This window comes from Ilyobacter sp. (assembly GCF_041583315.1).
In the GTDB taxonomy this organism is placed as follows: domain Bacteria; phylum Fusobacteriota; class Fusobacteriia; order Fusobacteriales; family Fusobacteriaceae; genus Ilyobacter.
In genome coordinates this window covers 1-2,900 of record NZ_JBFHGC010000375.1, presented here as the reverse complement: position 1 = coordinate 2,900, position 2,900 = coordinate 1, and the positions used below count along the sequence as shown (strand labels likewise).

At 39.0% G+C, this 2,900-nt stretch carries 3 protein-coding genes; all 3 read left to right on the top strand.

Translation table 11 applies throughout. The features are described from left to right. Positions 1 to 159: 159 nt before the first annotated feature. On the top strand, positions 160 to 1,500 hold the full coding sequence (locus ABZA26_RS11640) for an MATE family efflux transporter (RefSeq protein ID WP_372714691.1): 1,341 nt from the start codon (positions 160 to 162) through the stop codon (positions 1,498 to 1,500). Between the two features lie 95 nt (positions 1,501 to 1,595). Next, positions 1,596 to 2,360 (top strand): TatD family hydrolase, encoded by a 765-nt coding sequence (locus tag ABZA26_RS11635; RefSeq protein ID WP_372714690.1) that lies wholly within the window; start codon positions 1,596 to 1,598, stop codon positions 2,358 to 2,360. Between the two features lie 5 nt (positions 2,361 to 2,365). Beyond that, positions 2,366 to 2,900: putative RNA methyltransferase (locus tag ABZA26_RS11630; protein WP_372714689.1), on the top strand; the 535-nt coding region annotated here is incomplete at its 3' end.

Genomic DNA, 2,900 nt, shown 5'->3' with positions numbered 1-2,900 from the left:
GAACCGAGGACTGTAGCTTACAAAGGCGTTAAAAGAAACATCTACTTCCTAGACATTTGAAAACTCTTGACCTTTTGGTTACTTTTCTGTCAAGAGAAAAGTAACACTGGGTAAATTTAGTAGTTTCTATAAAATAGATTAAAATAAGGGGTGAGAAAGATGGACCTTACAAAGGGAGATATAAGCCAGGCAGTAAAAAAAGTAGCGATACCCTCAAGTGTGGGGTTCCTTTTTAACACCCTTTTTAATGTGGTGGACAGTATGTACACAGGTTATATCGGTCCAGAGGCGCTGGCAGGACTTGCAATGTCCTTTCCTGTATTTTTTATTCTCATATCATTGGGTTCTGGTATAGGCACAGGGGTAACGGCTATTCTGTCAAACTTTATAGGGGAAAAAAGCTGTGAGAAGGCCAGGGTGACGGGAAGGGATGCTCTGACGCTGGGAGTGATTTTTGCAGTATTTATAACATTTGTGGGTATAGGGGTGGACGGGCCTCTCTTCAGATATATGGGCGGTACGGAAAACTCTGTTTTTTACGGTGAAAAATATACCACCTGGATATTTATAGGATCAATATTTTTTGTGATGAATATGGTCTTTAACGGAATACTTTCTTCCCAGGGAGATACCAAATCCTACAGAAATTTTTTGATAATCGGATTTTTTGCCAATGTAGCCCTGGATCCGTTTTTTATATTTGTGCTCAAATTATCCACAGATGGTGTGGCCATGGCGACAGTGCTTGTGCAGATAATAGGGAACTTTTACCTCTATAGAAGGGTGAAGATGTCCCAGCTTTTTTCTGATTTTGAATATAAACTCTGCAGACCTCATATGGAAAATTATAAAAATATACTTTCTCAGGGGATACCTGCCAGTCTCAATATGATGACCATAGCTCTCGGAATTTTTGTGATTAATTATTTTGTCATAAAAGAGGGGGGAGACATGGCTGTGGCAGCCTACGGTATATCAATGAGGATAGAACAGATGGCACTTCTGCCGGCGATAGGCCTTAATATAGCTGCTCTCAGTATAGCGGGACAAAGTTATGGAGCAGGAGAGATAGAGAGGGTCATGGTTGTATATAAAAAGACCCTTAAATACGGAATTGTTATTATGACTACGGCTATGTTTATTATATTTCCTCTGTCGGGATACTTATTAAAGATATTCACAAGAAACAGCGAGATAATAAAATACGGTATGAGTTATTTCAGAGTGGAAGTTCTTGTGTTCAACTCTTATATTTTTCTGAATATTTCTGTGTCGATACTTCAAGGGTTAAAAAGGCCTAAATTTGCAATAGTTATAGGTCTGTACAGGCAATTTCTAATGCCGATTCTCCTGTTTCCTGTATTCACAAGAATGACAGGAAGTATCACCGGGATATGGTGGGGAATATTTACAATAAACTGGAGTGCTTCAATAATTGCCGTTTTTTATGTAAACAGCGTCTATAAAAAAATACTGCTTTCCAAAGGGAAAAAAGTCTGATATTACAAATGATACAACCAGGGTTTGTTTAAAGGGGAGATTTGTAGTATAATTTTAAATATTTCAAGAAAAATTAACGGCGGTGATAGACAATAATGAAACTTATAGATTCCCATTGTCATCTGGATAATGAAAAATTTCAGGGTGACAGAGATGAAGTTATAGAAAAAATAAGAGAAGAACTGGAATTTGCAGTAAATATAGGATATGACGTAAAAAGCTCTGAAGAGAGTATAAAGCTTGCAGAAGAGCATGATTTTATATATGCAGTGGCAGGTGTACATCCGACTGATATAACCGGTTATAACCAGAAGACGGAAGACACAATAGAAAAACTGGCGAGACACCCTAAGGTTCTTGCTGTGGGAGAGATAGGTCTTGACTACCATTGGATGACTGAGCCTAAGGAGAGACAGCAGGAGGTCTTTAGGAGTCAGATAGAGATCGCAAAAAGGGTGGGTAAGCCCATAGTTGTCCATACCAGGGATGCCATGCACGATACCCTTGAGATACTGAAAGAGTATCCCGAAGTGACAGGAATACTTCACTGTTACCCGGGTTCGTATGAAAGTGCCCGAGAGGTAATGGACAACTATTACTTCGGTGTAGGGGGAGTTATTACCTTTAAAAATGCAAAAAAACTTGTGGAGGCAGTAAGGGAGATTCCGCTGGAAAAACTCCTGGTAGAAACAGACTGCCCGTATCTGACTCCGGAACCTTATAGGGGAAAGAGAAATGAACCTGTCTATGTAGAGTATGTGGCAAGAAAAATAGCCGAAATAAAAGGTATAGACTATGAAGAGGTAGTGAGAGTCACAAACAAAAATACAAAGCTAGCTTATAAAATGATAAAGGGGTAATTTGAATGGGACTACTGGTATGCCCTATGTGCAGAGAGGAACTGGAGAAAGAGGGAAGAAGCTATAAATGTAAAAACAAACACAATTATGATATGGCAAAACAGGGTTATCTGAATCTGCTTTTATCCAGTAAAAAAAAATCTAAAAATCCCGGTGATGACAGGGATATGGTAGAGAGCAGAAAACAGTTTCTAGAAGCTGGGTTTTACGGAAAAATATCTGAGAAAGTAAATGAGATAATATTAGAACTTTCAGAAGAAGAAGTAAAAATACTGGATATAGGCTGCGGAGAGGGATATTATACTAACCGTATAAAAAACTGTCTTGAAGAAAAAAATAAAACTGCAGAAATAGTGGGTATTGATATATCCAAAGAAGCTGTCCTGGCAGCCAGTAAAAGTTATAAAGAGATATTCTGGTGTGTGGCAAGCGGGGGAGAACTTCCTGTAAAAGACAGTGTCCTGGATATTGTGTTGTGCATGTTTGCCAGGATAGTACCTGAGGAGTACAGCAGGGTCATAAGAGACGGAGGTCATCTGG